Annotated in this window: 23 protein-coding genes; 5 read left to right on the plus strand and 18 right to left on the minus strand. The window is 74.2% G+C overall.

Annotation, left to right across the window (positions count from 1 at the left end; translation table 11 throughout):
- Positions 1 to 11 precede the first annotated feature (11 nt).
- The 8 genes from AC3A5R_RS17675 to AC3A5R_RS17710 form a co-directional block, all read right to left on the minus strand.
- The gene (locus AC3A5R_RS17675; protein ID WP_487622074.1) at positions 12 to 1,208 is read right to left on the minus strand and encodes a VWA domain-containing protein; all 1,197 of its coding nucleotides are present in this window, start codon (positions 1,206 to 1,208) and stop codon (positions 12 to 14) included.
- A complete protein-coding gene (locus tag AC3A5R_RS17680; protein WP_487622075.1) occupies positions 1,205 to 3,454 on the minus strand; it encodes a DUF5682 family protein in 2,250 nt (749 codons plus the stop codon). The genes AC3A5R_RS17675 and AC3A5R_RS17680 overlap by 4 nt, the downstream gene beginning before the upstream one ends.
- Positions 3,455 to 3,470: 16 nt before the next feature.
- The gene (locus AC3A5R_RS17685; protein ID WP_487622076.1) at positions 3,471 to 4,574 is read right to left on the minus strand and encodes an ATP-binding protein; all 1,104 of its coding nucleotides are present in this window, start codon (positions 4,572 to 4,574) and stop codon (positions 3,471 to 3,473) included.
- The gene (locus AC3A5R_RS17690; protein ID WP_487622077.1) at positions 4,571 to 6,097 is read right to left on the minus strand and encodes a DUF5691 domain-containing protein; all 1,527 of its coding nucleotides are present in this window, start codon (positions 6,095 to 6,097) and stop codon (positions 4,571 to 4,573) included. The genes AC3A5R_RS17685 and AC3A5R_RS17690 overlap by 4 nt, the downstream gene beginning before the upstream one ends.
- Positions 6,094 to 7,407: an SWIM zinc finger family protein gene (locus AC3A5R_RS17695; protein WP_487622078.1), complete on the minus strand. Its 1,314-nt coding sequence runs from the start codon at positions 7,405 to 7,407 to the stop codon at positions 6,094 to 6,096. The genes AC3A5R_RS17690 and AC3A5R_RS17695 overlap by 4 nt, the downstream gene beginning before the upstream one ends.
- Positions 7,408 to 7,469: 62 nt before the next feature.
- Positions 7,470 to 7,997 (minus strand): glycine cleavage system transcriptional repressor, encoded by a 528-nt coding sequence (locus AC3A5R_RS17700; RefSeq protein ID WP_487622079.1) that lies wholly within the window; start codon positions 7,995 to 7,997, stop codon positions 7,470 to 7,472.
- Between the two features lie 9 nt (positions 7,998 to 8,006).
- Entirely contained in the window at positions 8,007 to 9,047 is a 1,041-nt protein-coding gene (locus tag AC3A5R_RS17705; RefSeq protein WP_487622080.1) for a succinylglutamate desuccinylase/aspartoacylase family protein, read from the minus strand.
- Complete coding sequence (locus AC3A5R_RS17710; RefSeq protein ID WP_487622081.1) at positions 9,047 to 9,550, minus strand: ATP-dependent zinc protease family protein; 504 nt, start codon at positions 9,548 to 9,550, stop codon at positions 9,047 to 9,049. Before AC3A5R_RS17710 ends, AC3A5R_RS17705 begins: the two co-directional genes overlap by 1 nt.
- Between AC3A5R_RS17710 and AC3A5R_RS17715 the strand changes: the two genes are divergently transcribed.
- Positions 9,549 to 10,739 carry a RimK family alpha-L-glutamate ligase gene (locus AC3A5R_RS17715; RefSeq protein ID WP_487622082.1) on the plus strand — a complete coding sequence of 397 codons (1,191 nt, stop codon included), beginning with the start codon at positions 9,549 to 9,551 and terminating at the stop codon, positions 10,737 to 10,739. The genes AC3A5R_RS17710 and AC3A5R_RS17715 overlap by 2 nt on opposite strands.
- Here the strand turns inward: AC3A5R_RS17715 and AC3A5R_RS17720 are convergent.
- Entirely contained in the window at positions 10,729 to 11,937 is a 1,209-nt protein-coding gene (locus AC3A5R_RS17720) for an MFS transporter (RefSeq protein ID WP_487622083.1), read from the minus strand. The two genes, AC3A5R_RS17715 and AC3A5R_RS17720, sit on opposite strands and share 11 nt — an antisense overlap.
- 71 nt (positions 11,938 to 12,008) lie before the next feature.
- Here AC3A5R_RS17720 and AC3A5R_RS17725 point away from each other — a divergent pair, with 71 nt between their 5' ends.
- Entirely contained in the window at positions 12,009 to 12,926 is a 918-nt protein-coding gene (locus tag AC3A5R_RS17725; RefSeq protein ID WP_487622084.1) for a LysR family transcriptional regulator, read from the plus strand.
- On the opposite strand, the gene AC3A5R_RS17730 is transcribed toward AC3A5R_RS17725, so the two are convergent.
- The 5 genes from AC3A5R_RS17730 to AC3A5R_RS17750 all read right to left on the minus strand — a co-directional run bounded on the left by AC3A5R_RS17730 (position 12,910) and on the right by AC3A5R_RS17750 (position 16,551).
- On the minus strand, positions 12,910 to 13,116 hold the full coding sequence (locus tag AC3A5R_RS17730) for a hypothetical protein (RefSeq protein WP_487622085.1): 207 nt from the start codon (positions 13,114 to 13,116) through the stop codon (positions 12,910 to 12,912). The genes AC3A5R_RS17725 and AC3A5R_RS17730 overlap by 17 nt on opposite strands.
- A gap of 41 nt (positions 13,117 to 13,157) precedes the next feature.
- Positions 13,158 to 13,838, minus strand: a complete 681-nt coding sequence (locus AC3A5R_RS17735) for a cobalamin B12-binding domain-containing protein (protein WP_487622086.1) — start codon at positions 13,836 to 13,838, stop codon at positions 13,158 to 13,160.
- Positions 13,839 to 14,055: 217 nt separating this feature from the next.
- Entirely contained in the window at positions 14,056 to 14,376 is a 321-nt protein-coding gene (locus tag AC3A5R_RS17740) for a DUF2853 family protein (RefSeq protein WP_487622087.1), read from the minus strand.
- 89 nt (positions 14,377 to 14,465) lie between these two features.
- Entirely contained in the window at positions 14,466 to 15,491 is a 1,026-nt protein-coding gene (locus tag AC3A5R_RS17745) for a peptidoglycan-binding protein (protein ID WP_487622088.1), read from the minus strand.
- 88 nt (positions 15,492 to 15,579) lie between these two features.
- Positions 15,580 to 16,551 (minus strand): ArsR/SmtB family transcription factor, encoded by a 972-nt coding sequence (locus tag AC3A5R_RS17750; RefSeq protein ID WP_487622089.1) that lies wholly within the window; start codon positions 16,549 to 16,551, stop codon positions 15,580 to 15,582.
- Positions 16,552 to 16,619: 68 nt separating this feature from the next.
- On the opposite strand from AC3A5R_RS17750, the gene AC3A5R_RS17755 reads away from it, so the two are divergent.
- On the plus strand, positions 16,620 to 17,852 hold the full coding sequence (locus AC3A5R_RS17755; RefSeq protein ID WP_487622090.1) for an MFS transporter: 1,233 nt from the start codon (positions 16,620 to 16,622) through the stop codon (positions 17,850 to 17,852).
- On the opposite strand, the gene AC3A5R_RS17760 is transcribed toward AC3A5R_RS17755, so the two are convergent.
- Positions 17,803 to 18,249 carry a MarR family winged helix-turn-helix transcriptional regulator gene (locus AC3A5R_RS17760; protein ID WP_487622091.1) on the minus strand — a complete coding sequence of 149 codons (447 nt, stop codon included), beginning with the start codon at positions 18,247 to 18,249 and terminating at the stop codon, positions 17,803 to 17,805. The two genes, AC3A5R_RS17755 and AC3A5R_RS17760, sit on opposite strands and share 50 nt — an antisense overlap.
- A gap of 23 nt (positions 18,250 to 18,272) precedes the next feature.
- Here AC3A5R_RS17760 and AC3A5R_RS17765 point away from each other — a divergent pair, with 23 nt between their 5' ends.
- Entirely contained in the window at positions 18,273 to 20,138 is a 1,866-nt protein-coding gene (locus AC3A5R_RS17765) for an MFS transporter (RefSeq protein WP_487622092.1), read from the plus strand.
- A gap of 13 nt (positions 20,139 to 20,151) precedes the next feature.
- Here the strand turns inward: AC3A5R_RS17765 and AC3A5R_RS17770 are convergent, their stop codons facing one another.
- From AC3A5R_RS17770 to AC3A5R_RS17780, 3 genes are all read right to left on the minus strand, one after another.
- Positions 20,152 to 23,136: a helix-turn-helix transcriptional regulator gene (locus AC3A5R_RS17770; RefSeq protein ID WP_487622093.1), complete on the minus strand. Its 2,985-nt coding sequence runs from the start codon at positions 23,134 to 23,136 to the stop codon at positions 20,152 to 20,154.
- A 143-nt stretch (positions 23,137 to 23,279) separates the two neighbouring features.
- Positions 23,280 to 23,441: a hypothetical protein gene (locus tag AC3A5R_RS17775; RefSeq protein ID WP_487622094.1), complete on the minus strand. Its 162-nt coding sequence runs from the start codon at positions 23,439 to 23,441 to the stop codon at positions 23,280 to 23,282.
- 180 nt (positions 23,442 to 23,621) lie between these two features.
- On the minus strand, positions 23,622 to 24,218 hold the full coding sequence (locus AC3A5R_RS17780) for a LysE/ArgO family amino acid transporter (protein WP_487622095.1): 597 nt from the start codon (positions 24,216 to 24,218) through the stop codon (positions 23,622 to 23,624).
- A gap of 70 nt (positions 24,219 to 24,288) precedes the next feature.
- On the opposite strand from AC3A5R_RS17780, the gene AC3A5R_RS17785 reads away from it, so the two are divergent.
- Positions 24,289 to 25,212, plus strand: a complete 924-nt coding sequence (locus AC3A5R_RS17785; protein ID WP_487622096.1) for a LysR family transcriptional regulator ArgP — start codon at positions 24,289 to 24,291, stop codon at positions 25,210 to 25,212.
- Positions 25,213 to 25,244 lie beyond the last annotated feature (32 nt).

Genomic DNA, 25,244 nt, shown 5'->3' on the forward strand with positions numbered 1-25,244 from the left:
GGAGCCGGACGTCAGGCGGGTGGGTCGGGCTCGTGCGTCGTGACGATGTCGTTGGCCGCCGCCCACGCCGTGATGTCGCGCTTCTCGATCGCCGTGGCCATGAGCTCGGGGAACTTGTCCGGGGTGCACGCGAACGCCGGGACGCCGACCGCCGCGAGCGCGGCCGCGTGCTCGGCGTCGTAGCTCGGGCTGCCCGAGTCGCTGAGGGCCAGCAGGGCCACCATCGTCGCGCCCGAGGCGACGATCGACGACGCGCGGCGCACCATCTCCTCGGCGATGCCGCCCTCGTAGAGATCACTGATGAGCACGAGGACGGTGTCGGCCGGCTGCTCGATGAGTGACTCGCAGTAGGCGAGGGCCCGGTTGATGTCGGTGCCGCCGCCGAGCTGGACGCCGAAGAGCACGTCGACGGGGTCGTCGAGCTCGTCGGTGAGGTCGACGACCTGGGTGTCGAAGACGACGAGCCGGGTCTCGACCGACCGGAGCGAGGCGAGCACGGCGCCGAACACGCTCGAGTACACGACCGACTCGGCCATCGACCCTGACTGGTCGATGCAGAGGATGATCTGCCGCTCGACGCGGTGCGCCCTCCGGGCATAGCCGACGAGCCGCTCGGGCACGACGGTGCGCAGGTCGGGCTGGTAGTGGCGCAGGTTCGCGGCGATCGTGCGGTTCCAGTCGATGTCGGAGTGCCGCGGACGTCGGGTGCGGGCGGCCCGGTTGAGCGCGCCGGTGACGGCCTCGACGGTGCGCTGACGCAGCCGCTCCTCGAGCTCGTCGGTGACGGTGCGCACGACGGCGCGGGCGGTGGCGCGCGACCGCTCCGGGATGACGCGGCCGAGCCCGACGAGCGTCGACACGAGGTTGATGTCGGGCTGCACGGCCTCCATGAGCTCGGGCTCGAGGAGCAGCTGGGTCAGGCCGAGTCGGTCCATCGCGTCAGCCTGCATGACCTGCACGACCGACGACGGGAAGTAGCCGCGGATGTCGCCGAGCCACCGCGCGACCCGTGGCGCCGACGCGCCGAGCCCGCCCTTGCGCTGACCGTCGTACAGCTCGCGCAGGGCCTCGTCGCGCTTGACGTCGTCGGCGTCGAGCGACGCGGCCTCGCCGATGCCGTCGGCGTCCTCGCCACCGAGGACGAGACGCCACCGCGTCAGCCGGTCCCGACGGGTCGGGGCGGCTTCGGGCGCAAGCGAATCCGTCATCGGACGCCTCCGGCCTCGAGCCCGAGCAGCCGGGCGACGGTGGCGACGGCGGGTGCCGCACGATCGAGGTCGACCGACGCCGACGCGTCGGCACCCGGCGCGCGAGCACCGGTGCCGAGCGCGCGCAGGTGCTGGCCGATGAGCCGACGCTCGGCGCTCTCGTACCGGGAGAAGGTGCGCCGCACCAGCGGCAGCAGGTCCTCGAAGACGGCGTCGGGTGCGTGCGTCAGCCACTCGTCGATGATCGCGAGCAGCGTGTCGTCGGTCACGAGCAGCAGCGCCTCGCCGGTGAGGAACCCGTCGACCCAGGCCGCGGCCGCCGGGGCGCTCGCGCCCGTCGAGAGGCGCCGGCTCAGGCGGGCGGCGGCCTCGTCGCGCTCCAGGAGCCCCGCATCGAGCAGGAGGCGGTTGGCACGGCCGGCGACGGCGCCGTGGAGGTTCTCGTCGGCGGCCACCGAGGCGAGGGCCCGCTGCCACGGCTCGCGCAGGTCGGGCAGGTCGAGGAGGGCGACGCCGCGGTCGGCCGACTCCACGGCAGCCCGCATCGCCGTGGCCGCGTCGTCGTCGAGGGAGGCGCACGCCGCCCGCAGCCCCACCGAGGCCCGCACGACGACGGTGCGCAGCACGTGCTCCACCTCGCCGACGTCGACGCCGCGCACGTCGCCGTAGCGGCAGGTGCGCGCCAGTGGCTCGACGGTGCCGAGCAGGGCGCGGGTGTCGTGCTGCCGGGCCGTGCGGTCGGCCAGGGCCGCCACGACCGCACGCAGCGCGTCGGGCAGCTCGGCGAGGAGGCACTGCTCGATGAGGGTGCCGAGGCGGTCGAGGTCGTCGGCGCTGCCGGCCTCGTCGGCGACCTTGGCCTCGGCCGCGCTCTGCACGGTGTTGCCCCAGAGGCTCGCCTCGACGACCGACACGGCCAGCTCGGGGTCCCACTCGAGCTGCCACGCCTCCTTGAAGGTGCCGGTGGAACGACCGGCGTCGACCTGTTCGCCCCATGGCACGCCGAGCAGGCGCAGCCGGTGCAGGAGCACGGAGCGCGCCAGCTGGCTCTCGCGCCGCAGGTCGAGCTGCACGGTGGTGACCGACGCAGAAGGCTTGAGCCGCAACGACTTCTGCTGCCGGGACAGGTCGGCCGCGAGCGGCACCATGGGCGTCGACTCGGGCACCCGGCCGAGCTGCTCGCCGACGACGATGCGCCGGTCGACGAGCCGCAGCGGCAGGTCGGAGCCGTCGGTCAGCACGGCCTGCGCCGCGTCGGTCAGCTCGGCGAGCCCGACCGACGGCCGTCCGCGGACCGCAGCGAGCGCGTCGGCCAGGCGGGTGGCCTCGACGACGGCCGCGGTCGAGGTGTCGAGGTCCTCCTCGCGCAGGGCGCGGGCGACGCGGACGAACCACGAGGGCACGACGTCGTCGTCGGGGGTGACGAAGAGGTGCTGGTACCAGCCGGGGGAGCGGACGCCGGCGCCGTAGCCGCTCGCGTACGCGAGGCGCGCGGCGGTCCACGGCGCCCACGTGGCGGCCACCTTGGCCTTCGGCAGCTTGGCGAGCAGGGCGTTGTCGCGCGTGGCCGGCGGGAAGGTGTCGGGGTCGAGCATCGGCGCGTGGAAGGCGCCGCAGACGACGGCGACGCGCTCGCGGCCGGCCTTGAGCTCGGCGCGGATCACTTTGCGCATGAACGCCTCCCGACGTGCATCGTCGCCGATCGTCGTGTCGCCCCGGACGCCGCGCATCGCCTCGAGCAGGAACCGGAAGTGCTCGAGCGAGGAGGTGCGTCGGTGCTCGACGGCGTCCTCCCACCACCGCTCGGGATCGTCGTAGCCGGCGGCGCGGGCCAGCGTCGAGATCGGGTCGACGCGCTCGCGGACCACGCCTTGCGCCGGCCCGGCGGGCTCCTCGGCGTCTGGCGCTGGCGCGTCGGGCGCCGGCGCGTCGGCGAGGAAGTGCGCGGCGGGCAGGTCGGCGAACCGCACCGCGACCCCGCGTGCCACCGCCCACTGCAGCGCGACCCACTCGGGCGAGAACACAGCGAACGGGTAGAAGGCCGCGCGCCGCGGGTTGTCGACCGCGTAGACGAGGCCGGCGACCGGCGGCACGAGGTCGGGGTCGCGGACGAGGGGGATGAGCGCGTCGAGCTCGGGCGGCCCCTCGATGACGACCGAGTCGGGCTCGAGCTCGTCGAGGGCGCGCGCCACCGACCGGGCCGATCCGGGCCCGTGGTGGCGGATGCCGAGCACCTCGACGGTCATGCGCGCGAGGCCCCGATCAGCCGAGCTCGCGGCAGGCGCGGTAGAGGTCGGTCCACTCGCGGCGGTCCTTGACGACGGTCTCGAGGTACTCCTGCCAGACGATGCGGTCCTGGACCGGGTCCTTGACGACCGCACCGACGAGCCCCGCGGCGACGTCCTCGGCCCGCACGACGCCGTCACCGAAGTGGGCGGCCAGCGACAGGCCGTTCGTCATGACCGAGATCGCCTCGGCCGTCGAGAGCGTCGCCGACGGCGACTTCACCGTGGTGCGCTGGTCGGCCGTGACGCCGGAGCGCAGCTCGCGGAACACCTGCACCACCCGCTCGATCTCGGCGAGCGACTCGAGCTCGGCGGGCAGCTGGAGGCTGCGGCCGAGCGACGCGACGCGGGTGCGGACGATCTCGACCTCCTGGTCGAGGGTGTCCGGCAGCGGCAGGACGACGGTGTTGAAGCGTCGCTTGAGCGCCGAGGAGAGGTCGTTGACGCCCTTGTCGCGGTTGTTCGCCGTGGCGATGACGTTGAAGCCCGGCCGGGCCTGCACCTCGGAGTCGAGCTCAGGCACCGGCAGGGTCTTCTCCGACAGGATCGTGATGAGGGAGTCCTGCACGTCGGCCGGGATGCGCGTCAGCTCCTCGATGCGCACGAGGGCGCCGGTCTCCATGGCGCGCATCACCGGGCTCGGCACGAGGGCTTCGCGCGTCGGGCCCTCGGCGAGCAGCCGGGCGTAGTTCCAGCCGTAGCGCAGCGACTCCTCGGGCGTGCCCGCGGTGCCCTGCACGACGAGCGTCGACGCGTCGCTGATCGCCGCGGCGAGGTGCTCGCCGACCCACGTCTTGGCGGTGCCCGGCACGCCGAGCAGCAGCAGCGCGCGGTCGGTGGCGAGCGAGGCGACCGCGACCTCGATGAGCCGGCGCGACCCGAGGTACTTCGGAGTGATCTCGGTGCCGTCGGGCAGGGTGCCACCGAGCAGGTAGGTGGTCACGGCCCAGGGGGAGAGCCGCCAGCTCGGCGGGCGCGGGCGGTCGTCGGCCGCGGCGAGCGCCACCAGCTCGGACGCGTAGGCGTCCTCGGCGTGGGCGCGCAGGACGTCGGGGGTCGTCGCTTCGGTGGTGTCGGTCATCGGAACGCCTCGCTGATCGATCGCTTGACGGAGTGGAACTGGAGCAGGTTGCGCAGGTGGGTGGCCAGGACCCGGTCGCCGTCGCCGAGCGCGCGGTGCCAGCGCTCCAGGGCGTCGAGCGCGGCCGGGTGCAGGCCGGCGACGAGGTAGGGCATCGACATCGCGACGATCGGCGCAGCGGACTTCGAGTCCCGCAACCGGGACGTCAGGGCGACGCTGAAGTCCGCTGACCACGGCGCCTCGACGGCCGCGATGACGGTCGCGGCATGGGCCGGCCTCGCGATCGTCTCCTCGAGGCGGCCGAGCAGTGCGCGCTCACGGAGGTGGCGCGGCAGGGCGGGCACGATGGTCGGGTCCCAGCCGCGCTCGAGAAGGGCCGCCGCCCACTCCGCGTCGCGTCGGGCCCGCACGGCACGGCGTATCCCGTCCACGGCGTCGGTGGCCCCGGCGTCGGCGAGTCGGGTGAGCGTCGCGGACGCGTCGGCGCCGGTGATCTCGCTCCACACCTCGAGGGGCGCACCGGCGACGATCCGCTCGAGCCACCAGCCGCGCGCGGACCTGCGCGGCGGCGGCTTGCCGAGCCCGTCGCGCCGGCCCGAGACGTCCGGCTCGTCGGGCAGCGTCACCTCGAGCCCGCGCCGCAGCAGGCCGGTGGTGCGCACGAGGGGCCGGAGGCGCTCACGCATCCGGGCCGCCCTCGCCGAGCCCGGCAGCCCGTCGAGCAGCTCGGTGGCGACCTCCCTGACCCCGGCGGAACGGTCGTCGAGGGCGCGTTCGAGCAGCGCCTCGTCGGCGGGGCCGAGGCCGACGCGGAACGTCTCGAGGTGGGCGCGGCGGTCGCGGGCCGCATCAGTGGCCCACGTCGACCCGACGAGGGCGCGGGCGGCGTCCAGGTCGCGGGCCCGCAAGGACGCGACGACCGGGACGCGCTCGACGGAGGGCAGGCGGGCCCAGTCGTCGGGGTCGACGTCCGGCTCGGCCGACACGTCGACGCCGGCCGCGGCGTCGAGCACCCACGACCACTCGGGGCGCAGGGCGGCGAGCCAGAGCCCGCGCTCGTCGACGACCCGGGCCGCGACGCGTCGGAGCGAGCGCTGCGCGGTGGCGAGGTCGAGGAGCGTCGGCAGGAGGGCGTGCGGCACGCGGTGGCCACCGGCGTCGCAGGCGCGCAGCCAGTGGGTCAGCAGGGCCGGACGCTGCTGGGCGCCCGCGGGCGGCTGGGTCATGACGAGCTCGAGCAGCTGCACGGCGAGCCGCGACGCCTCGGGGCGCACGTCCGCCGGCGCGGTCGGCGGGGTGTCGGCAGGGTGCGACACCCGGCCCGACTGGAGGGCAGCCGCGCCGAGCGCCGCGGCGTCGAGGAGCGCACCCTCTCGGGGGCCGCCGGCGGCAGCGTCCGGTCGCCGCACGCCGAGGACGTCGAGCGGCGGCGCACCGCGACGGGCCGTGCCGATGAGCGCGACGTTGCCGACCTCGCGCCACCACGCGTCGAAGTCCGTTGTCACCGTGGGCCGCTCGCTCACAGCGCGACCACCTCGCCGCGCTGCACGATGGTGAGGGGGCGGAAGCGTCCGTGGTCGAGCTCGCCGAAGACGTCGGTGGGGTGGCCGCCGGTGCGCGCGAGCAGGGCCCAGACGTCGGCATCGGCCGCGAGGCCGATGCCCCGCCCGTCGGCGTCCACGACCTGCGTGACGCCGACGCGTACGGCCGCGAGGCCCACGGGGACGCGCCGCGTCCAGGGGTTGGCGGCCCACACCTGCGCGGCCCACGCGTGCGCGCCCTCGATGTCGACGCCTCCGGGCAGCGTGCCGTCGGCGGGCACGGGTGCGGGCTCGTCGACGAACAGGGCCCGTCGGACGCCGCGGCCGGGGTAGCGCGCGACGGTGGCCTCGAGCACCGACCCGGCGAGCCGCGCGACGGGGAGCGCCTGCATGCCGGCGGCGAAGTCGAGCACGACGACGGTCTCGCCGGACTCGGCGCCGCGCAGCCAGGTGCGCTGCTGCTGGAGGCGTCCGTCGTCGGTGCGGTGTGCGCCGAGGACGGTCCAACGGTCGCGGAGGGCGTCGCCGGCGCGGACGGTGTCGGTGGGGGTGGACCAGCCGAGGTAGGAGCGGAGGTCACCCAGCTCGGCGGCGTCGAGGGCGTCGCGACCGGCCCAGGCGCGGGTGGCGGTCCACCAGCGCCCGAGCGAGAGCAGGAGCCGCTCGGTCCAGTCGGCGCGCCACGCCACCTCGCTGCCGACGGTGCGGACGTCATCGGCGACGCCGGGCAGCTGGGCGTCGACGAGGCGGGCCGCGGTGGTCTCCCACCACGCCTGCGGTTGACGGCGCGCGGTCGCGGTGCCTCCGCGGACGAGGTCGCCGAGCCAGCGGGCGAAGTCGTCCATCCCGGCGCTCATGAGGGCGAGCCGCTCCTCGAGCCGCCTGGCCTGTGCGTCGGGGTCGGGGTCGGGGGCCTTGTCGGCGCGCGCGTCGGCCCGGGCCTCGCGCGCCGCGCCACGGGCGGCCCGCTCGGCGGCCCACTCCTGGGCGAAACCCGCTACCTCCTCGACATCGGCGACCGACCCCGACCCGCCGACCCACAGCAGGAGCAGGGCGAGCCCGTGCTTGCACGGGAACTTGCGGCTCGGGCACGAGCAGCGGAACGCGGGCCCGGCAAGGTCGACGCTCACCTGGTAGGGCGTCTTGCCCGACCCCTGGCACTTGCCCCAGACGAGCGCCTCGGTCGAGCCGGTGTCGCTCCACGGCCCGGGGCGCGCGAGCCTGCGGGCTGCCGCCAGCGACGCGTCGTCGGGGGCCAGCCCGGCCACCTGCACCGGAGTCCATCGGGTCATGACGGGCACATCATGACCGAGAACGCGGACAGCCGGGGTGGGTCCGCCGTAGAGGCGTCGTGTCAGTCCTCGTGCAGGTCGAGGTCGACGAGCAGCTCGGTGGCGAGACGCTCGAGGTCGGCGCGCAGGTCGGCGAGGTCGGTGGAGGCCGGCACCTCGACGACGACGTGGGCCTCGAAGAGCAGGCCGCCGGCCATCGGCGCCTCGCGGGTGCCGGTGGTGATCGTCTCGATGGAGAGGTCGTGGCGGCTCAGCACCGAGGACACCTCCCGGACGATGCCGGGGCGGTCGTTGCCGAGCAGGTGCAGCGTCAGGCGGCGTGCGGGCTCGGCGGACGTGGCGTCGGCGGACGCGTCGGCGCCGGGGTGGGCGGCGACCTCGAGCAGGCCGTCGAGACCCCGGAGGGAGGTGGTCAGCTCCTCACGGCGCGCGTCGGGCACGGTGACGACGACGATCCCGGCGAACTTGCCGGCGAGCTCGGCCATCTGGCCCTGCTCCCAGTTGCCGTCGTGCGCGGAGACGACGTCGGCCAGGGCCGAGACGAGTCCGGCGCGGTCGTCGCCGATGACGGTGAGCACGAGACGAGCCATGACCGCAGCCTAGCCAGCGGCCGCGCCGTCGGGGAGGAGTGGCGTGTCGGTGGGGTCGGGCGCCAGCTCGACGGCCATGTCGGGCGTCGGGTGGTCGTCCTCGACCTCGCCGATGTGGACGATGGCGTCGCCGCGGTTGAGCAGCGGCGCGTGGGTGCGGCCGATGACGATGCCGGGCCGGTCGGCGCGCACGAGGCGGACGCGTCGGCCGAAGGAGTCGGACAGTCCGCCGAGGCGATCGCCGGGCTGCACCCGCTGCCCGAGCGTGGCCTCGAGCTGGAGGATGCCGCTGCCGGCGGCGCGCACCCAGCCGCTCGAGCGGCACACGAGGCTCGGGGCGGGCTCCGGCTCGTCGACCGGGTCGATCATCCCGAGCCGGGCCAGCACCCGCCGCACGCCGACGACGCCGGCCTCGATGGCCCACTCGTCGAACCGCCAGGACTCGCCGCCCTCGTAGAGCAGCACCGTCGACCCGCGCTCGCGTGCGGCGGCCCGCAGCGAGCCGTCGCGCAGCTTCGCGTGGTAGACGACGGGCGCCCCGAAGGCGGAGGAGAGCTCGAGGGTGCGGGGGTCGTCGAGGTCGGCGCGGATCTGCGGCAGGTTGCTGCGCCGGTCGGCGCCGGTGTGCAGGTCGATGCCGACATCGCCCTTGGCGACGACCTCGGTCATGAGCAGGTGGGCGATGCGCCCGGCCAACGACCCGCGGGCCGAGCCGGGGAAGGCCCGGTTGAGGTCGCGGCGGTCGGGCAGGTAGCGCTCGCCGGTCTGGAACCCGAGCACGTTGACGATCGGCACCGCGATGACGGTGCCGACCAGGGTGCGGGGGCGCAGGGAGGCGAGGACCCGGCGAACCACCTCGACGCCGACCACCTCGTCGCCGTGGATCGCCGCCGTCATCCACACGGTCGGGCCGTCGGTGCGGCCGTGGACCACGCGGACCGGCAGGCTGACCTCGGCGCCGGTGACGAGGCGGGTGATCGGCAGCCCGACCTCCCGCGTCGAGCCGGGGCGCACGCGGACGGCGCCGATGGCGAACGACGGACGTGGCATCAGCGGCCCCGGTTCCTGCGTCGGACGGCGAGCGGGGGTCGCCCGCCGAGGTAGGAGCGCCCCGAGTCGACGAGGAAGCCCTGGCGCAGCGCCTCGCGGCCCACGAGCATCCGGAAGCCCATCTCGTCGCGGTCGGTCAACGACACCTCGGCCGTGACGGTGCGCTCGACGAGGACGACATCGAGCAGGACGATGAACCGTTCCTCCACGTGCCCCGACGACGAGCGCACCGAGCGCCGGTCGTGCACCGGTCGCTCGACGACGGCGGCGTCGGCCTCGGAGCGCTGCCACGGGTGGATCGAGAACCGCACCCAGTCGCGGCCGTCGCGCTCGAACTCCGCGACGTCGAACGCGTGGATCGACGAGGACCGGGCGCCGGTGTCGAGCTTGGCCTTGACCCACTCGACATCGCACCCGGGCAGAGTCACCCATTCCCGCCAACCGGCGAGAGTGCTTGAATGTGGCGGCCCGGACACCCGACCATCCTTGCAGGCATCCTCCATGAAACTTGCGATCCTCTCCCGCGCCCCGCGCGCCTACTCCACCCAGCGGCTCAAGACCGCTGCCCTGTCACGCGGCCACGAGGTCAAGGTGCTCAACACCTTGAGGTTCGCGATCGACCTGTCCGGGCCCGAGCCCGACCTCGTCTTCCGTGGCCGGCCACTGTCCGACTACGACGCGATCCTGCCGCGCATCGGCAACTCCATCACGTACTTCGGCACCGCCGTCGTGCGCCAGTTCGAGCAGATGGACATCTACACCCCGAACACGGCCAACGGCATCAGCAACGCCCGCGACAAGCTGCGCGCCACGCAGATCCTCTCGCGTCACGGAATCGGCATGCCGGCAACGACATTCGTGCGCAACCGGGCCGACGTGCGCCCCGCCATCGAGCGCGTCGGCGGTGCCCCGGTCGTCATCAAGCTGCTCGAGGGCACGCAGGGCATCGGCGTCATCCTCGCGCCGGAGATCAAGATCGCCGAGGCGATCATCGAGACCCTGCACAGCACGAAGCAGAACGTCCTCATCCAGAGCTTCGTCAAGGAGTCCAAGGGCCGCGACATCCGCGCGCTCGTCGTCGGCGACCGCGTCGTCGCCGCGATGCGTCGCGTCGCCGAGGGTGACGAGTTCCGCTCCAATGTCCACCGTGGCGGCCGCGTCGAACCCGTCGAGCTGACAAAGGAGTTCGAGGAGACGGCAGTGCGCTCGGCGCAGATCATGGGCCTGCGTGTGGCCGGTGTCGACATGCTCGAGGGCAACGACGGGCCACTCGTCATGGAGGTCAACTCCTCGCCCGGCCTCGAGGGCATCGAGCGCGCCACGAAGCTCGACGTCGCCGGCGCGATCATCGACCACATCGCCAACCAGGTGGCCTTCCCCGAGATCGACGTGCGTCAGCGCCTGACGGTGTCGACGGGCTACGGCGTCGCCGAGCTCGTCGTGCACACCGGCGCGGACCTCGTCGGCAAGACGATCAGCGAGTCCGGGCTCGACGAGCGCGACATCCAGGTGCTGACGCTGCACCGCGGCACCGCGGTGATCCCCAACCCGCGCCGTCGCACCGAGCTGCAGGCCGAGGACCGCCTGCTCTGCTTCGGCCGCCTCGAGGAGATGCGCTCGATGATCCCCGAGCGCCGCCGCCGCCGCACCAAGGTGCGTCGCCTGCCGAAGGAGCCGATGCTCATCGGGTGAGGCGTCCGCACACAGCGACACCGAGCGCGACGAGCGCCAGCGTGACGACCGACGCCACCACGCCGGCCCAGCCGCGTCCGGACCACGCGTACCCGAGCAGCCAGCCGACGACGGCAGAGCCGCTGTAGTACGCGACGTTGTAGAGCGCCGTCGCCTGGGCGCGACCGGTCGTGGCCCGGGCGCCGACCCACGCCGACGCGGTGGCGTGCGCGGCGAAGAAGCCCGCCGTGAACACGAGCAGGCCGGCCACGACGAGCACGAGCACACCGGACAGCGTCACGAGCGCGCCGACGCCCATCGTCACGGTGCCGCCGACGAGCACGGTGCGGCGGCCGAACCGGGGCACGAGGCGACCGGTGAGCCGCGAGCTGACGGTGCCCGCGGCGTACGCGGCGAACATGAGCGAGCCGATCGTCGCCGGCAGCGCGAACTCGGGCCCTTCGAGCCGGAAGGCGAGGTAGTTGTAGACCGCGACGAAGCCGCCCATGAGCAGGGCGCCCTGGGCGTAGAGGGCGAGCAGCCACGGGTCGCGCAGGCTCGTGCGGACGCCGGTGATGACGTCGCGCAGCGTGGCCCGGCCGCTGGGGGCCCAGCCACGGGCGCGGGGCATGAGGCGCAGGAAGACCGCCGACGCCACGGCGCACAGGACGGCGACGGCCAGCAGGGCGCCGCGCCAGCCGATGACACCGGCGAGCGGCCCGGCGACGAGGCGTCCGGTCATGCCGCCCACCGTCGTGCCGGAGATGTACGCGGCCGCGGCGGCCGCCGTGTGCGACGCGTGGACCTCGTCGTGGAGGTAGGTGACGGCCAGCGCGGGCAGGCCGCCGAGAGCCATCCCCTCGACGAGCCGCAGGCCGAGCAGGGTCGGCAGGTTCGGGGCGAGCGCTACCGCGACGCCGAGCAGCGTCGAGGCGATGATCGCGAGCTGCATGGCGCGCAGGCGCCCGACCCGGTCGGCGACCCAGGACCAGGGCAGCACCGCGAGAGCGACGCCGAGCGTCGCGACCGACACCGACAGGGCCGCCTCCGCGGCATCGACGCGCAGGCCTCGGGCCAGCGTCGGCAGCAGGCCCTGAGGTGAGTACAGCTGGGCGAAGGTCGCGATGCCCGCCGCGCCGAGCCCGACGAGGATGCGCCGGTACTCGCGGCTGTCGGGCAGGTGGCCGTCCCAAGTGTCCTCGGCCACTGTCGTCGTCATGATCCCGACGGTAGGAGCCGTCGGCGCAGAGCACCAATGCATGTCATGGACGTAACCCATACGCTGAAGGCATGAGTGTGGACCGACGGGCCGTCGCAGCACTGCTCCCCGTCCTCGTCACCGTCGCCGAGGTCGGCCAGGTGACGACCGCCGCGGCCGTCCTGGGGCTGCCGCAGCCGACGGTCAGCCGCGCGCTCGCCCGCCTCGGCACGCTGCTCGGCGCGCCCGTCGTCGAGCGTCACGGCCGCGGCATCGCCCTGACCGCCGCCGGGAGGGCCTTGCTACCGCACGCTCGCGACGCCGTCGCCGCGCTCGACCGCGGCGTCGACGTCGTCACCCGGTCGACGCTCGTGGGGCACGGCACCGTCGCCCTGACCTTCCAGACGCTCCTCGGCGAGACCGTCGTGCCGGCCCTGATCCGCCGGTTCCGCGACCAGTGGCCCGGCGTCGGCTTCGACCTCTCGCAGGGCGCCCGCGCCAAGTGCCTCGACGAGCTCGAGGCCGGACGCGCCACGGTCGCGCTCGTCGCGTCGCCGCCGGAGCAGCCGGGCGTCTCGACGACGGTGCTCTACGACGAGCCGCTCGTCGTGGCCGTGCACCGCTCGCACCCGGCGGCGTCCGTCGCGTCGGTCACCGTCGACGCACTGGCCCACGACGACGTCATCGTCCTCAAGACCGGGTTCGGCCTCCGCGGGCGCGTCGAGGAGATCTGGGCCGACGCCGGGGCCGACCTGCGCGTCGGGTTCGAGGCCGAGGACGTCCACACGGCGCGCGGGCTGGTCGCCGCGGGCCTCGGGGTCGCGGTGCTGCCGGCCTTCGCGCCCGAGAACGACGTCGTGCCGGTCGCCCTCGACCACCCGCGCGCCGACCGCACCATCGGGGCCATGGTGCGCAACCCGGCGCACGACCCGACGGTCACCGCCTTCGAGGAGTTCGTCGCCCGGTCCGGGCGGTCGGTGGCGCTGGCGGCCCTCAACCGGAGAAGCTGATCACCAGGGCCACGAGGCCGCCGACGAGGACCGCTGCCAGGGCGATGCCGGCGACGGCGAGCGCCACCCGGGGATCGCGTCGGTCGATGACGGGGGACAGGGGCTCAGGAGCTGCATCGGCGAGGGGCTCGGGGGCCGCGTCGGCCACCTCGCCGCTCAGGGCGTCTGCGAGCGTCTCTTCCGGACTCATGAGGGGCGAGCCTAGCCCGCCCCGGCGCGAGGACGAAAGACCTACACCGCAGTGGATTCCGCGTCGGCGAGCCCCGGCGCGACACGTCGGTACCCGTCGTCGACGACTCGCGCCGCCCCCACCGGGTCGCCGTCGAGCCACCTGGCGTCGCACAGGTCGGCGACCTCGGCGGAGGCTCCGGCGGCGCCGACGTAGAGGGTCGCGGTCTCGGCGAGCCGGCGCAGGGCGGGGGCGTGGGCCGCGAACGCGGTGGGTCGCAGCGCCGCCACGACGACCGCCTCGGGCAGCACGGTGCGGCACGCGAGCGAGAGCTCGGCCGTCGGCGTGTTGGCCCCGAGGTAGCAGACCTGCCAACCGAGGCGCGAGAGCGTCAGCGCCGCGGCCATGAGCCCGAACTCGTGGTGCTCGCCGGGCAGGCAGGCGAGCACGGCGAGGGGGCGCTGGGCCGTGACCTCCTCCGCGGCGTCCTGCATGAGCAGCGACAGGCGCGACCGCAGGACGTTGCTCGCGAAGTGCTCCTGGGCGACGCCGATCCGCCCGTTCTCCCACCGGTCGCCGACGGCCCTCAGGTAGGGCAGCACCACCTCGCTCAGCGCGTGCTCGACGTCGAGCTCGGCGAAGACGTCACCGAGGACGCGGTGGCCGCCGGCCTCGTCGAAGGTCTCGAGGGTCTGTTCCAGCTGCTCCAGCCGGGTCGCGGTGAGCGTGCGGTCTGCCGACATGTGGGGGTGCCCCTTCCGGGGTGGTGGCGCGGGCGTCAGGTCAAGGTACCCAGCCGGAGGGGGGCCAAACGACCTGTGGACCCCCGGTCCGCGACCGTGACCGAAACGTGTCGTTCGCCCCGGCGGGCGGCCGAACAGGACCGGCCGTGGCCGCAGGTATCACCCACGGCGCACGGCCGGATCGTATTGTGCCACAGAGGCTTCGGACGAACTGTGTTCAGCGGAAGAGGTCGAGCTTCCCGTACTTCTCGGCGAGGAGGTAGTAGACGGTGACGCGGTTCTTCGTGCGGTCCGCGTGCATCGTCTTGCCGACCTCGGCGAGTGCGGCGTCGAGGTCGGTGTCGGAGTCGGTGAGGCCCAGCTTCTTCTTCATGAAGCCGTCACGGACCCGGTCGGTCTCCGACTTGTCGCTGAACGACACGAGAGCGGAGTCGCGCTTCTGGAGCGCGATGCCACAGTGTCGGACGATGCCCTTGATCGCGGCGTCGTCGGCGTTCGGCGAGTACTTCCTGACGTCTGCTGCCCAGTCTTCTGCCATGGTGCCCTGCCCTTCTCCATCGATGGACGGCGACACGCGTGACGCTAGTCCTGCGGCGGCCCCGGTGGTGGTGAACGGACGGCGAACTCTCAGGCGGTCAGCTTGGCCCAGGTGCGCGCCCCGACGATGCCGTCGGCCGTGAGGCCGTGTGCCCGCTGGTAGGCCTGCGTCTTGCTCGTCGTCGTCGTGCCGAAGACGCCGTCGGCCGTGAGGCTGTAGCCGCGGTGCGTCAGCAGCTTCTGCGCGGCGACGACGGCATGGCCCTTCGAGCCCTTCTGCACGGTGACGACGAGGGCCGTCCACGTCTTCGGGCCGACGACGCCGTCGGCGACGAGCCTGCGGGAGGACTGGAACGCCTTGACCTTGCTCTCGGTGCCGGCCCCGAAGACGCCGTCGACGGAGAGCGAGTAGCCGCGCTGGCGCAGCAGGTGCTGGATCGCCGTGGTGCGGAAGCCGTTGGCGCCGCGCTTGACCGTCGTCCAGGCGATCGGGGCGGGGGCCGGTGTGCCGCCGCCGATCTGCTTGACCAGCTGGGCGATCCGCGGGTCGCCGGGGCGCACGTTGATCTCGAAGTGCATCTCGTCCTTGCGGCCGGAGTAGTCGCCGCCCCAACGGACGACGCCGTTGCACGAGGCGACGATGGCGTGGATCTTCGAGCGCTGCGCCGACGAGAAGGTGCCCGACTTGCCGAGGGGGTGGCGCGGCGCGTTGCAGTCGATGGCGGTGCCGCTCGAGTGGTTGGACAGGGTCGTGCTGCCGGAGATCGGGCGGTAGCTGTGGCCCCAGCACCAGCCCTTGACGAGCGCCTCGACCTCGCGGTCGAAACGGCCCGCGACGTAGGCGAGGATCGTGTGCACCTGGCCGCTGCGGACACCGGCGGGGAAGGTGACGCCGCCGGCGGTGAGGCCGACGATCGGGATCTGCGAGGTCGAGCCGGCGGGCCAGCCGTTCTGCGACGTGGCGGCGCTGGCCGCGGTCGCCGTGGCGGCGATGAGACCGCCACCGAGGAGGAGGCCGCCCGCGCCGCGGATCAGCGTGCGTCGACCGACGCCGTCGGTGAGCGGCGAGGCTGACGTCGTGCCGGTGCTGCCGAGGTCTTCGTGGAGCTCACACATGACTACCCCTGTGTTCCGTGTGGTGTGGGCAGGTGCTCCTGCCCGAGCCGACCGTAGAGGCGGCCCCGCCACGCGTACATGGGGAGAACTACCCGGCGCCGGAGGCGACGAGGGCGTCGCCGAGGGCGGTCCGCCAGTAGAGGACCTCGCGGCCCGAGCGGCGTCGGAGCACGACGCCGGCGGCGAGGAGCACCTTGAGGTGGTCGCCGACAGAGCCGACCGCCAGCCCCGTCCTGGCAGCGAGTCCCGTTGTGCTGCTGGGCGACTGGAGGGCCACGAGCAGCGTGGCCCTCGACCGGCCCACGAGGCGTTCCAGCCCGTCGGGAGCGCCGGCGTCGACGCGGGCGAGCGCCCCGGTGACGGGGTAGTACACGGCGTACCGACGCGGCAGCAGCCAGCCGACCCACCGCGCCTTGTGGTTGACCGGGACGAAGAAGAGGTCGGCGTCGTCGGGCAGGACGCGCGAGGGCAGGTCGTAGTGGTTGATCCGCAGGTGCCCGTCGCCGATCCACTCGCGGTCGCGGCCGAGGTCGCGCACCACGGCGGCCCAGCCCTGGGTCGCGAGGCGCGAGGTGCGGGCGACGACGTCGGCGCGCAGGATGCGCTCGCGGCGGGCCCAGTCGGTGGCGAGGACGTGCGTCCACACCCACTCGAGCAGGTCGACGGCGTGCTCGGTCACGCCGTCGCGGAGCAGGACGTCGGGCAGCCGACGCATCGGGGAGCTCTCGGCGAGGCGCGTGCGCACGAGGTCGTCGCCGAGGTCGCGCACGTCGTCGAGCTCCTCGGCGAAGGTGCGTCCGCCCGCCGTCGAGCCCGTCGGCGGCAGGCAGAGCCAGTCGGAGATCCACTGCGGCCGCCAGCTGTGGTCGAGGACGGCCCGGCGGACCGGGTGATCGTCGAGCATGGCGCGGAAGGCCTCGCCGTGCGCGGCGGCCAGGGCGCGGCCCTCGGGGTCGGACGGCCGGACGAGGTCGTTGAGGGCGCCGACCGTCTCGATGCGCGGGGAGACGACGAACCTGCTCCGCGCGAGCAGGTCGGCCGAGATCTGCCAGGTCCCCATGGACTGCCACCTTTCGACTCAGCCCGAAACATTAGCGCCGGGCCACCAGCGTCGGGCACCGTGTGCCGGTGCAGACGTACCGACAGCTGTTCGCCGTGCGGGAGTTCCGCGTCCTCTTCCTCGTCCAGTGCCTCAACATCGGCGCCTACTCCGTCGCGTCGCTCGCGCTCGGGACCATCACCTACGCCGCCACCGGGTCGCCCGTCCTCACCGCGCTGTCGATGTTCGGCGCGCCGCTCATGCGGATCGTCGGGCAGGCGCTCTTCGGCTCCGGGTCCGACCTCGTGCGCCCGCGCACCGCCCTCGTGCTCGTCACGGCGACGACGCTCGTCACCGACCTGCTCCAGGCGATCCCGGGCCTGCCCTGGGGCTGGCGCTTCGTACTGCTGGCCGTCGGCCCGCTCATCACCTCGGCGCTCGGCGGCAGCATGATGGCGCTCGTCTCCGACATCCTGCCGCCCGACGGCTTCATCCTGGGCCGGGCGACGATGAACATCGCGGTCGGTGGCATGCAGATCGTCGGCTACGGCATCGCCGGCCTGCTGCTCATCCGCTTCACGACGACGCAGCTGTTCCTCGGGGCGGCGACGGCACTGTTCGTCGCGGTGCTGCTGCTGCGCCTCGGGCTGTCCGACCACCCGCCGCGCCACGCCGGGGCCTCGCTCGTGAAGCGGACCCGCGAGGTCAACCGCCGCCTCCTCGGCTCGCGGGTCGTCCGCCCGATCTACCTGACGCTCTGGGTGCCCAACGGCCTCATCGTCGGCTGCGAGGCGCTCTTCGTGCCGTTCGCGGGCGAGCGGGCCGGCTACCTGTTCGCCGTCACGGCGGCAGGCATGCTCATCGGCGACGTCGTCGTCGGCCGGTTCCTGTCGATCCCCCTGCGGGACAAGCTGATCGGGCCGCTTCGCCTGCTGCTCGCCGTGCCCTACCTCGCGTTCTTCGTCGTGCCGTCGCTGCCCCTCGCGGCCGCGCTGGCCTTCGTCGCATCGGCCGGCTACTCGGCCAGCCTGCCGCTGCAGGAGCGCCTCGTCACGCACACCGACGCCGAGGCGCGCGGCCAGGTGTTCGGCCTGCAGGGCACCGGCCTCATGGTCGGCCAGGCCGTCGGCGCGCTGCTCGGTGGTGCGGTCGCCGGCGCCCTCGGCGTCGGGCCGGACGCCGCGGCGCGCGCCATGGGCGTCATGGCCGTGGCGTCGGTCGCCGTGTCGGTCGCGCTGACGCCCGGGCTGCGTCGGTCGCGCCCCGCCGCCCTCACTCCCGGGCGTCGGCCATCCGAAGGAGCAGCTCGCTCGCGCGCCTGAGGACCTCGCGGTCGGCGTCGTCGAGCGCGCCGAGGTGCGCCGAGATCCAGGCGTCGCGCTGCCCCCGGGCCTGCACCGAGAGCCGGGCGCCGTCGTCGGTCGCGGCGATGAGCACGCGTCGCCCGTCGGCGGGGTCGCGGACGCGCTCGGCGTAGCCGCTCGAGGTGAGGCGGTTGACCGACTGGCTCATCGACGCCGGCGTGACGCGGTAGAAGTCGCTGAGCTCGGTGAGCGTGTGGGGCCCGTACTTCTCGACGCGCGCCAGCACCTCGAGCGCGCCGTCGCCGAGGTCGCCGGGCGGCCGTTCCGACCGGATCCGCGCGTAGAAGCGGCTCACCGCCCGTTTGACGGCGAGGACGAGCTCGGCATCCGACCCGGCACTTGATCTGCGCGTCACAAGTGCTTAGTGTACCTAAAGAAATGGTTAGGGTTACTAAGGATCTGTGGCGTCGCCGCACCCAGCGCGACCGGTCGGGCTTCGACCGTCGGCTCGTCGCACCCATGGTGCTCGGGTCCGTCCTCAACCCCGTCAACAGCTCGATCATCGCCATCTCGCTCGTCCCGATCGGGCGCGACCTCGGGGCCGCGCCCTCCCGGACGGCCTGGCTCATCTCGTCGCTCTACGTCGCCACCGCGATCGGGCAGCCCGTCGTCGGCCGGCTCGTCGACCGTTTCGGCCCCCGCGTGCCCTACCTCGTCGGCACGGCGATGGTCGGGGCGGCCGGCGTGCTCGGCATGGTGGCGCCCGGCCTCGGCTGGCTCGTCGTGGCCCGCGTCGTGCTCGGCCTCGGCACCTGCGCCGGCTACCCGGCCTCGATGCACCTCATCCGCCGCGAGGCCCGGCGCACCGGTCGCGACTCCCCGAACGGCATCCTCACGACGCTCGCCGTGGCCAACCAGACCGTGGCCGTCGTCGGCCCGACCCTGGGCGGCCTGCTCACCGGCGTCGGGGGCTGGCGCGCGACGTTCGCCGTCAACATCCCGCTGTCTCTGGCGTGCCTCGTGCTCGGCGCGACCCGGCTGCCACGCGGCACCGGGGCGCTCGGCACGCCCCCGCACACGTCGACGCTCCCGCGGTCCGGGCGACGCGACGTGCTCGGCCCGCTCGGCGTGGTGCGCGGCAACCGTCCGCTGGGGCTCACCTACGTGCGGATGCTGCTGACGGCCGTCGTCAGCTACTCGGTGCTCTACGGCTTCACCCAGTGGCTCGAGGAGGGCCGCGGCCTCGAGCCGTCGCAGGCCGGCCTGCTGCTCCTGCCGATGTTCGGCACGGCGATCATCGTGTCGACGCTGACCGGCCGTCACGCCGCCGTGCGCGGCAAGCTCGTCGTCGGCGGGGTGCTCCAGGTGGTCGCCGCCGTGCTCATGCTGGCGCTCGGCGGGCACAGCGCCATCTGGCTGCTCGTCGTCCTGGTGCTGCTGCTCGGTGTGCCGCAGGGACTGCTCAACCTCGCCAACCAGAACGCCGTCTACCACCAGGCCGACCCCGAGCGGCTCGGCGCGTCGGCCGGCCTGCTGCGCACGTTCATGTACCTCGGCGCCATCGCCGCCTCGGCCGCCACCGGGCACTTCCTCGGCGCGTCCGCCGACAGCGACGGCCTGCACGAGATCGCCGGCTTCGCCGCCGTGGCAGCCGCGCTCGTGCTCGTCGTGACCCTCGCCGACCGGTCGCTGTCCGCGATCGGCCGCCCCCGACCAGAAGGAGTACCCGTGCCGCTCAGCACCCTCGACGAGACCCCCGCCCTCGTCGTCATCGACCTCCAGAAGGGCATCCTCGCGAGCCCGGCCGCCCACGACCTCGACGACATCGTGCGCCGCAGCCGCGACCTCGCCGCGGCCTTCCGCGCCCGTGGTCTGCCCGTCGTCCTCGTCAACGTGACCGGCGGGGCTCCGGGCCGCACCGACGCCCAGCAGGCGGGGGCGCCGCGTCCGGCCTTCGGTGCCGACTTCGCCGAGCTCGTCGAGGGGCTCGACGTGCAGCCCGACGACGAGCTCGTGACGAAGCGGACGTGGGGAGCCTTCACCGGCACCTCGCTCGAGACCTACCTGCGTGGCCGTGGAGCCACCCAGGTGGTGCTCACGGGCGTCGCGACGAGCGCCGGGGTCGAGTCCACCGCGCGCTTCGCCCACGAGCTCGGCTTCAACGTCGTCCTGGTGTCCGACGCGATGAGCGACCGCAGCGCCGCCGCGCACGACCACTCCGTGTCGCACGTCTTCCCGCGCATCGGGGAGGTCACGACGACCGCCGAGCTGCTCGCCGCGCTGCCCGAGCCGGCCCGGCCCTGAGCCTCGGCCGCCCCTAGCCGACGAGCCCGCGGCGTCGGGCGATGGCGGCGGCCTCGGTGCGGCCGCTCGCGCCGAGCTTGGCCAGCAGGTTGGACACGTGCACGCTGACCGTCTTGGTGCTGATGAACAGCTGCTTGCCGATCTGCCCGTTGGTCAGGCCGCGCGCGAGCAGCTCGAGAACCTCCTGCTCGCGGGCCGTGAGGGCCGCTGAGCCCGATGCGTCCCGGCCGTTCCCTCGCCCGGCGCCCGTTGCCGGCAGGACGCGGTCGAGCTCGGCGAGCAGCGGGCGTGCCCCGAGGCGCTGCGCCACCTCGCGCGCGGCCGCGGCCTCGTGACGGGCCGCGGCGTCGTCACCGACGGCGTGGAGCGCGGCGGCGAGCCGGGCGCGCGACCGGGCGGTCTCGAAGACGTGACCGTAGCGTTCGAACGCGGCGACGCTGGTGCGCCAGGCGGACACGAGGTCCTCCCCGGCGGGCGGGTCGTCGAGGTCGGTGGCGCGCCGCAGCCGCAGCGCCTCGGCCTCGGCCCGCGCGAGCCAGGCCCACGTCTCGCGGCTCGTGCGCTCGAGGTCGCTCCTCTCGGACCGTTCGAACTTCGGCCGGCTGGCCCGCTCGACGGCCGGCTTCAGGCCCCCGATGCGTCGGGCCCGGGCCAGGAGCCGCTCGGTGGCGGCCACCAGCCGGTCGCGGACGGCGGGGTCGGCGGTCGGTGCCGCCGTGGCAGCCTGGGCGCCGACGAGTGCGGCCAGCCGCACCACGGCGTGGTACTCGCCCCACACGGTGTCGAGCCGCCCGACGGCGTCCTCGACGAGGTCGGCCAGCTCGTCCCAGCGGCCGGCGTCGCCGAGCAGGTCGATGCCGGGCATGACGGACAGCACGACCGCCAGGCCGTCGAAGGGCCACCAGCGTCGGAGCCGGGCGAAGAGGTCGGCGTCCACCGGCTCGCCGCGGCCGGCGTCGACGTGCAGCCGCGCACCGGTGAAGATCGTTCCCCCGGGCTCGGGCGCGGGCGCCTCACCGAGCTCGAGACGCCGGAGCGCGCCGTCCCAGTCGCCGAGCTCGTAGGCGGTGAGCCCGCCGAGCATCCGGCACTCCTGGCCCCACGGTGCCCACTCGCGGTTCATCCGGCGGGCCAGCTCGGCCCCGGCGTCGTAGCGCTCGAGCGCGACGGGGAGGTCGCCGCGTCGATGGGCGAGAGAGGCGAGCTGGTGCTGGGCGCGCAGCCGCAGCGGGTCGTCGACGTCGAGCCCCGCGATGACGCCGCGCAGGTGCGCCTCGACGGCGTCGAGGTCCTCCTGAACCTCGAGGACACGGGCCTGGATGGTGCGCACGACGGCGAGCTGGCCGGAGAGACCGAGCTTCTCGGCGAGCATCGACACCTCGTCGCCGACGCCCGACGCGTCGATCCAGAGCCCGAGGTCGATGAGGGCCTGCAGCCGCGCCGACAGCACGCGGACCCGACGCTCGTCGGGTGTCGCCGGCTCGACGAGGGCCAGGGCCTCGTCGGTCAGCGCCAGGAAGTCGAGCTGCACGTCGAGGTTGCGACCCACGTGGACGAGCGCGGCGAGCAGGTCGGCGCGCAGCTCGGGGCGTTGGGCCCGGCCGGGGTGGGCGAGCCGGTCGCGGAGCAGGTCGACGGCCCGGACGGGGTCGCCGGCGACGGCGGCCGCCTCGGAGGCCCGGAGCGTGACCTCGTCGCGCTGTGGGTCGTCCTCTTCGAGCCACTCGAGCGCCCGCTCGAGGTGCAGGAGCGCGTCCTGCGGGCCGCCCATCCTCATGGCGGACTCCGCGGCGCGCCGGCTCGCCGCGACGGCGGTGGTGAGGTCGCCGACGGCGGCGGCGTGCCGGGCCAGCTCGGAGGCCGGGGCCAGGCCGGGGTGCTCGGCGAGCACCGACGCGTACGCCCGGTGCAGCCGCAGCCGCTCGCCGGGCAGGAGGGAGTCGGCGACGGTCTCGCCGAGGAGCGCGTGCCGGAACGTGTACGCCGGGGGCCAGCGGGTCTCGAGGACGTGGTGCTCGACCGCGGCCGCGAGCGCGGCCTCGAGCTCGGCGTCGGGGAGGTCGACGACGCGGGCGAGCAGCTCGTGACCGAGGTAGACCCCACCCTTGAGGGCGATGGCGCGCAGGACACGCTGGGCGGTGTCGTCGAGCTGCTCGACGCGGGCCCGCAGCACCCGGCTCAGCCCACCGGTCAGGGCCTGGCCCGCGGCGGCGCTCGCGACGAGCTCCTCGGCGAAGAACGGGTTGCCCTGGGCGCGGTGGGCGATCTCGTCGGCGGTGCCGCGGTCGGTGGGCGCGCCCTCGAGATGGGCGACGATCTCACGGACGGCGTCGTCGGGCAGCGGGGCGAGCTCGACGCGTTGGAGCCCGGCGATGCGGGCCCACACGGCGAGCGTCTCGTGGAGCGGGTGGCGTCGGTGCAGGTCGTCGGAGCGGTAGGTGACGACGAGCGAGACGTCGGTGGAGAACCCACGCGTCAGCAGCACGGTCAACAGGTCGCGCGAGGAGTGGTCGGCCCAGTGCGCGTCCTCGACGACGAGGAGCGACGGCGTGACCTCGCCGAGCGCGGTGAAGAGGGCGTGGACGCCCTCGGCGACCTGGCCGGGATCGGTACCCAGGGTCACCGGGGTGTCGGGTGCCGCCGCATCGGTGCGGGCGGGCAGGAGGCGGGCGAGGCCGGGGTGCGTCGCGAGGACGTGCTCGACGACCTCCGGGTGGCGCGCGTCGACGGCGCCGAGCAGCTCGACGAAGGGCAGGTAGGCGATGTTGCCGCCGGCGAGGCCGACGCAGTGGCCGACCGCGGTGAACCAGCCCGCGTCGACGGCATCGGCGGCCAGCTGGCCCAGGAGGCGCGACTTGCCGATGCCGGCGTCGCCGGACACGACGACGACGCCGGTCCGGGTGGGCGACGACGAGGCGTCCACGGGCAGACCGACGGCGTCGGAGAGGTGGTGCAGGTCGGCGTCCCTCCCGATGAGGGCGCCGGTGCTGAACGGCATGGTGGGAATCATCCCGTACCCCGGCGACAGTGGCGGGAGAGCCGCGCGGATGTCGCCGGGGCGGGGGGAGGTGGCGCCGAGGTCGGCGCCGGGCGGGAGGATGGGAAGGCTTGGGTGGAGGGAGAGGGTGGCGGTCACCACCGTCACCGGGTCCGCGTACCCCGCTGAACCTCGCGGTCGGTGCGGGAGTGCGCCCGCCGGATGACCTCGAGGGAGGAGAGCCGGCGCGAGGCGTGGGCCCGCGGTGCGTAGCGGGCCTCGACGGCCGCACGGACGATGTTGTAGTCGTTGAGCGACGTGCTCATGATCGGTGTCCTTCGCTGCTGGTCCGGGTGGTTCTGCTGACTGCTCCAGACTCGGCGGCTGAGGTAGGGCCGCACATCGGACGACCTTCGTATCCTTCGGCGCCCGGCTACCTCAGACGGGGGCCCCGGGTACCTCAGAAGGGGCGGGGCGCGCCTCAGGGAACACCTCGCGACGCGCCCTCAGGCGAGCACGAGCGTCGCCGCGACGGCGAACATGACGAGCGCGACGACGACGTCGAGCACGCGCCACGTCGCGGGCCGGGCGAACAGCGGGGCGAGCAGGCGCGCGCCGTACCCGAGCCCGGTGAACCACGCCACGCTCGCCGTGACGGCCCCGGCGACGAACCACCAGCGTCCGGTGGGCCCGTGCTGGTTGGCGAGCGAGCCGACGAGCAGGACGGTGTCGAGGTAGACGTGCGGGTTGAGCCACGTCAGCGCGAGGACGGTGGCGAGCACGCCGCGCCGCCCGGGGCCGTCGTCGCCGGCGCGCAGGGCCGCCGGCTGGCGCGCGCTCCACAGCGAGCGGACGCCGAACGCGACGAGGTAGGCCGCGCCGAGCCAGCGCACCCACGTCAGCACCGTGGGGTGGTCGGTGACGACGCGTCCGACGCCGAGGACCCCCAGCACCACGAGCACGGCGTCGGAGACCGCGCACACCGTGACGACGATGCCGACGTGCCGACGCGTCAGGCCGGTGCGCAGGACGTAGGCGTTCTGCGCACCGATGGCGACGATGAGGCCCGCCATGGTGAGGAAGCCGGTGAGCGCGACGGTCATGGCTTCGACGGTAGGTGTCCAGGAGCCAACAGTGAAGCGAAAGTTGCTTCACGATCCTTAGCATGGCTTCATGCGCCTGCAGTCCGACCAGCTCGCCGCCCTCCTCGCCATCGTCGAGTCGGGCACCTTCGAGGCCGCAGCGCGGCAGCTGAACGTCACGCCGTCGGCTGTGAGCCAGCGGATTCGCGCGCTGGAGAACGAGATCGGCCAGGTCGTACTCGTCCGGGCGACGCCTTGTCGGGCCACTCCGGCCGGAGAGTCGCTCGTGCGGCTCGCCCGCCAGCAGCGCCTCCTCGAGGACGAGGTCGCCCGTGAGCTGGCCCCGGCGTCAGGCGGTGTCGTCGAGCTGAGCGTCGCCGTCAACGCCGACTCGATGGCGACGTGGTTCGGCGGAGTGCTGCGCGAGGCGGCCACGTGGGACGGCATCGCGCTCCGGCTGCGCGTCGAGGACCAGGACCACTCGGCATCGCTGCTGCGAGCCGGTCACGTGCTGGCCGCGGTGACCTCGGATCCCGCTCCGGTGCAGGGGTGTTCGACCGAACCCCTCGCGACGCTGCGGTACGTCCCGGCGGCGTCGCCGCTGCTGGTCGAGCGCTACACGCGTGGCCGCGGCGTCGACTGGTCCGCGATGCCCGTCGTGCGCTTCAACGCCAAGGACGACCTGCAGCAGCGGGTGCTCGAACGCCACGGCGTCTCGACCGCGCCCCCGACCCACGAGGTGCCCGACGGCACCGGCTTCGTCACCGCGGTGCGGTCCGGGCTCGGCTGGGGCGTGCTGCTCGAGTCGCAGCTCGAGCCTGCCGTGGCGGCCGGTGAGGTGGTCCGCCTCGGTCGCCGCGACCACGTCGACGTCGCCCTCTACTGGCAGCGGTGGCGCCTGGGGTCGGGCCACCTCGACCGGCTCAGCGACGCGGTGCGGCGCGCTGCGGCGCGTGGCGGCATTCGTCCGGATCGCACCACAAGAAGGGGAAATTCGCGGTCAGCAGGGGCGTGAACCCGTAGGGCGCGATGCGCGCCGATCGCCCG

The sequence above is a fragment of the Intrasporangium sp. Soil_C_50 genome (genome assembly GCF_057656595.1).